This window comes from Streptacidiphilus sp. EB103A (assembly GCF_041261405.1).
Classification (GTDB): Bacteria; Actinomycetota; Actinomycetes; order Streptomycetales; family Streptomycetaceae; genus Streptacidiphilus.
In genome coordinates this window covers 1-5,504 of sequence record NZ_JBGCAQ010000051.1, presented here as the reverse complement: position 1 = coordinate 5,504, position 5,504 = coordinate 1, and the positions used below count along the sequence as shown (strand labels likewise).

Genomic DNA, 5,504 nt, shown 5'->3' with positions numbered 1-5,504 from the left:
ATGAAGCAGATCATCGACCTGCGGCCCGTCTATCACCGGCTCGAGGAGCGCATACGCGCACACGTCGTCCTCTGCTGGCTCGCCCTGCTGCTGATCCGCATCGTCGAGACCACCACCGGCGCGACCTGGACGACCGTCCGCCGCGAGCTCGACCGGCTCCACCTCGGCACCTTCACCGGCCCCACAGGCGTGTTCCGGCAGGTCACCACCCTGACCAAGCCTCAGACCGACCTCCTGGCCAAGCTCGGCATCCCCGCACCGAAGCAGATCATCACGCTCGAACCCGCACCCCGCTGACCAGCACGAACGCCAGCGCCTAGAGAAACGACTCTCAGGCGCCCCCACCCATGTCCGCGCAGGTCAGACCCCAGATTCGTGACTCTATGCCGCTGAATTACGCGGAACGCGGGCTCGCGGCAGGCCCTGTTTCTCCGACCGTGGATGATCGCCCAGGACCACTTCCCTCCGCAGGCGCAGGAGCTCGTGAGCATCAGCACGTCCCCCGCCCAGCGGGCGCTGGCGCAGCAGATCGCCCAGGGCGGTGAGTCCTACATCCGCCAGTACTCCATCCCCGTGGTCGACGCGGCGCAGCGAGGCGACCCGCGGGCGAGCAGCGCAGCAGTGACACTGGACGGCAAGAAGCGCGTCGATGCCCTGAGGAGTCTCTTCGACCGCTACACCACCGCCGAGGGCTTCGCCGTCTCAGCGCGCGAGGGGAGCGCTGACGCCGACGCCCGGCAGGCGACCATCGCGGCGTCAGTCGGCATCGGGGCATCTGTCCTGTTCATCGTCATCTACTCCGGGTACGTGACACGGGTGATCGTCTGGCCGGTCCGCAGGGCGGCCCAATTGGCGACTCGGCTTGCCGAGGGCGATCTGACCGCGCGCATGCCGCGGACCGGTGCGCGGGAGATCGGCCAGCTCGAGTCGGCGTTCAACACCATGGCCGGCTCTCTGGAGAACAGTCTTCAGCAGGCGCAGGAGGCTAACAGGCGCCTGCGGCTGCTGTACGACGCCGGCATGGCTGTCGGCACTGCCCTTGATGTGCAGCAGACCGCCCAGGAGCTGGTGGGGGTGGCCGTACCGCGGTTTGCCGACTTCGCCACCGTCGATCTGGCGACATCCGTCCTGCACGGTGGGGAACCGGCGCAGGCCGACACCGCACCGCTGCGGCGCGTGGCCAGGCAGGGGATCCGCGACGACGCCCCGCTGGATCCCGTCGGCTCGTTGATCCAGCCGGCACTGTCGGTCCCACAGGGCCGCCGCTCCGACGACACGGGTGCGATCTTCGTCCAGGATCTGACCGCTTCCGCCACGTGGCGGGCCGGTAATCCGCAGGAGGCGGACAGGCTACTCGACTACGGAATGGACTCGCTGATGACGGTTCCGTTGGTCGCGCAGGGTGTTCTGATGGGGACCGTCACCTTCTGGCGTGCCGGCCAGTCCAAGCCGTTCGAGAAGGAAGACCTTGCCGATGCCGAGGAGTTGGCCGCGAAGGCAGCCGTCGCCATCGACAACGCCCGCCGCTACACCCGCGAGCGTGAGACCGCACTGACCCTGCAGCACAACCTGCTGCCGCAGCAACTCCCCCAACAGCCGGCTGTGGAGATCGCCTACCGCTATCGCCCAACGGGCACGCGAGTGGGGGTGGGGGGAGACTGGCTCGACGTAATCCCACTGTCCGGGACGCGGGTGGCCCTGGTCGTCGGGGACGTCGTGGGCCACGGGATCCACGCTTCCGCCACGATGGGACGACTGCGCACCGCGGTGCGCACCCTGGCCGATGTCGAGCTGCCACCGGACGAGCTCCTCACCCACCTCGACGACCTGGTCATCCATCTTCCCGGACTCGACGAGGCGGCGGGCGGGGAGCTGGGCGCGACGTGCCTCTACGTCGTCTACGATCCGATCTCCCTTCGTTGTGCTCTGGCCAGTGCGGGCCACCCGCTGCCTTTCCTGATCACTCCGGACGGTGCGGTCGAAGCAGTCTCCGGGCGGACCGGTCCCCCGCTCGGAGTGGGTGGTCTGCCTTTCGAGACCGCAGAGTTGGAACTGGCCGCGGGCAGCGTTCTCGCCCTCTTCACCGACGGCCTGCTGCACACCCCGGAGCGGGACGTCGGGCAGGCCCTCGACCGGCTTCGCCGCACGCTCGCGGCGCCTGCGGACTCGTTGGAAGCCGCCTGCGACGGCGTCATGGAGACCATGCTCACCGGCCCTCAGACCGACGACGTCGCACTGATGCTCGTCCGAACCCGCGCCCTCTCGTCCGATCAGGTCGTCACCTGGGACATCCCCGCCGATCCGGCGTACGTCTCACGGGCACGAACGCTGGCCGGCGAGCAACTGGAGGCTTGGGAGCTGACAGAGTCGTCCTTCGTCACAGAACTGGTCGTCAGTGAGCTGGTGACCAACGCCATCCGATACGGCAGTCCACCGATCCGACTACGGCTCATCCGCGACGCCACACTGATCTGCGAGGTCTCCGACGGCAGCAACACCGCACCCCACATGCGTCGAGCCCGGATCTTCGACGAGGGAGGCCGAGGCCTGCTTCTGGTCGCCCAGCTCACCCAGCGATGGGGCACCCGGCACAGCACGGCGGGCAAGACCATCTGGTGCGAGCAGACGCTGCCCACGACGGAACAAGGCCACTGACGGCGTGTTGCGGCGGCCCTCCACGAGCGCAGCTGCGAAAGCCGGCGGGTGGCCTCGCTACCGATCAGCCCGCCGTCAGCGACGGCCTGGGAGCCCGGTCCGTCGAGCAGCCGCTTGCACGCGGCTCCCCCTCGACCGCGCCCGCGCCAAGCGGGCTGCTTGGCCTGCCGCGAGCCCGGATCGGGCAGCCTGCCAAGATCAGGTCACCGGAGCGGGGTAGGTCGGGTACTCCACCCCGGAGACGTACTGGACGACGCGGATGACCTGGCAGGAGTAGCCGAACTCGTTGTCGTACCACAGGTAGAGGATCGCGTTGTCGCCCTCGGCTTTGGTGGCGCCGGCGTCGACGATCGAGGCGTGGCGCGAGCCGATGAAGTCACTGGAGACCGCGTCCGGTGCGCTGATGAAGTCGATCTGACGCTTGAGCGGCGAGGTCAGCGAAACATTGCGGAGGTAGTCGAGGACCTCCTCGCGGGTCGTCTCGCGCGCGAGCTGGAGGTTGAGGATGGCGATCGAAACATCCGGCACCGGGACGCGGATCGAGCTGCCGGTGATCCTCGCCGTGAGGCCGGGCAGTGCCTTGGCCACGGCGGAGGCGGCACCGGTCTCGGTGATCACCATGTTGAGCGGCGCCGAGCGGCCGCGGCGGTCGGCGCTGTGGTAGTTGTCCAACAGGTTCTGGTCGTTGGTGAAGGAGTGGACGGTCTCCACGTGCCCGCGCAGCACACCGTACTCGTCCGCCATGGCCTTCAGCGGCGGGACGATCGCGTTGGTGGTGCAGGACGCGCAGGACAGGATCTGCTCGTCCGGCTTGATCGTGTCGTGGTTCACGCCATGGACGATGTTGGGGACATCGCCCTTGCCCGGCGCGGTCAGGACCACCTTCTCGATGCCCGGGCGCAGATGCTTGGAAAGGCCCTCGCGGTCGCGCCACTTGCCGGTGTTGTCGATGAGGATGGCGCGCCTGATGCCGTACGCCGTGTAGTCCACCGACGCCGGGTCGTCGGCGTAGATCACCCTGATCTCGTTGCCGTTGGCGAGGATCGTGCTGTTCGCCTCGTCGACGGTGATCGTGCCCTGGAACTGGCCGTGGATGGAGTCGCGGCGCAGTAGCGAGGCGCGCTTGACGAGGTCCTCGCCGGCCCGGCCGCTGCCCCCGCGGACGACGATCGCGCGCAGCCGCAGGCCGTTGCCGGAACCGGCCTTCTCCATGAGCAGACGGGCGACGAGTCGGCCGATGCGGCCGAACCCGTAGAGGACCACGTCGCGCGGCTCGCAGCGCTCGATCTTGTTGGCACCGGTGGCGCCGGCGACGGCCTCGGCGGTGAACTCCTCGACCGACAGGCCGCGGCCGTCGCTCGTGTACGTCGCGGCGAGCATGCCGATGTCGATCTGGGAAGGACCGAGATCGAGCGCGGTGAGAGCTTGCAGGAACGGCAGTGTGTCGGTGACGGAGAGCTCCTCGCCCGCGATCTGCCGGGCGAATCGGTGCGTCTTGAGGATGCTGACCACCGACTTGTTCACCAAGGAGCGACTGTGCAGCAGGACCGTGACGTCCTGCTCCCGGTGCAGCCTCCCGATCACCGGGATCATCGACTCCGCGATCTCCTCGCGCTTCTTCCAGTCGGTGAACGAGTCCTCGTTGACAGTCACAGATTTCCCTATTCGGAATAGACGGTTGCTTGCTTCGTCGCTTGTCCAGCCGGTGTCGAAGGGACCGGGCTGTCCGGGGGCGGCGGCCCCGCGCTGCTTGCGTCACGGCGGGCCGGGGATCGAAGGGGATCATTCCGGGTCGTCGGACACGCTCAGGCTCTGGGTCACCAGGCGGTCGCGCGCGCAACTCTCGCCGATCCTGGTCTACCGGGCCGGGCCGACGCTGTGGTGCTGCCGCTCGGCACGCGCGCGCATGAACCTCTCCTCCTCCACCTCGTCCGACCAGTGTGTGAGAGCCATGTCGGTGATCTCGACGGGGCAGACGCCCACGCTCTCGGCGTAGGTGATGGCGGCGGCCAGGGCGCAGGCGAGGATGCCGGGGCGTCCCTCGTCGCCGAGGCAGAGCAGGGCGGGCACGGTGTTGACCGTGGCGCTCAACTCCATGAGGGCGGCGCCGAGCATTGCGGCGGGGTCCACGGTCCCGTCCGCGTGGTGATACATGTCGGCAGCCATGAAGCCGATCACGGTCCCCAGGTCGTCCTCGGGTATCGGCTCGCCGCTGTACGCCTCGACCATCCGGCGGCCGTGGTCGGCACGGTCGGCTTCGGTGAGATCGGGCCCGGCCGCGGCCGCGTGGCCGACGAACAGAGCCACACACCGGCGTCCGCTCTCGGCCCGCTGGCCGTTGGTGGGCTCGTGCGAGATGGTCATATGGGGACTCCTGGCGGGCAGGGTTGTCTCTGGGGCGAGGTGGCCGCACACCGTGGACCGCAGCGGGTTGAAGAAGCCGGCGATTCGCTGGACGGTCCTGGCGCGCTGCTGGGCCGGTGAGCCTTGGGCCGGCCCAGGCGCTGATCCCCTGGGGGCTCTGAACCAACAGCCGGACGATCTTGCCCGCCCGGGGCGGCAGCCATGGACTGCGGCCCCGGCACCATCGTTGTCCCCGGCTCCTGACGGCGCCGGTCACGTGCTCGGGGTCAGCCGGTGACGGTGAAGCCTTCCAGCTTGTTGGCGGCGATGACGTACTTGTTGGTGTAGGTGTTGGCGACGTTGACCTTGCTGACGTCGACCCCGGAGAGTTTGGCGGTGGTCTCGACGGTGGCCGGGCCGGTGGCGGGCATCATCCCGTCCGGGAGGAACTGTCCCTTGTCCTGGGCGAGGGCTGCGGTGTAGACGTCCTTGGTGATCAGACCGTT

At 68.6% G+C, this 5,504-nt stretch carries 3 protein-coding genes and 2 pseudogenes; 2 read left to right on the top strand and 3 right to left on the bottom strand.

What is annotated here, in order from left to right:
• Window positions 1-297 (top strand): annotated as a pseudogene (locus tag ABH941_RS40800) (transposase); the annotation flags it as partial.
• A 186-nt stretch (window positions 298-483) separates the two neighbouring features.
• Window positions 484-2,655, top strand: a complete 2,172-nt coding sequence (locus ABH941_RS40795) for a SpoIIE family protein phosphatase (protein WP_370138528.1) — start codon at window positions 484-486, stop codon at window positions 2,653-2,655.
• Between the two features lie 198 nt (window positions 2,656-2,853).
• On the opposite strand, the gene ABH941_RS40790 is transcribed toward ABH941_RS40795, so the two are convergent.
• The 3 genes and pseudogenes from ABH941_RS40790 to ABH941_RS40780 form a co-directional block, all read right to left on the bottom strand.
• Window positions 2,854-4,308 (bottom strand): glyceraldehyde-3-phosphate dehydrogenase, encoded by a 1,455-nt coding sequence (locus ABH941_RS40790; RefSeq protein WP_370138524.1) that lies wholly within the window; start codon window positions 4,306-4,308, stop codon window positions 2,854-2,856.
• Window positions 4,309-4,512: 204 nt separating this feature from the next.
• Window positions 4,513-5,019, bottom strand: a complete 507-nt coding sequence (locus ABH941_RS40785) for a hypothetical protein (RefSeq protein ID WP_370138520.1) — start codon at window positions 5,017-5,019, stop codon at window positions 4,513-4,515.
• Between the two features lie 266 nt (window positions 5,020-5,285).
• Window positions 5,286-5,504, bottom strand: a pseudogene (locus tag ABH941_RS40780) (hypothetical protein); the annotation flags it as partial.

Excerpts from the sequence above, each read along its gene's own strand:
- ABH941_RS40785 (WP_370138520.1), bottom strand. The coding sequence starts at position 5,019 with ATGACCATCTCGCACGAGCCCACCAACGGCCAGCGGGCCGAGAGCGGA.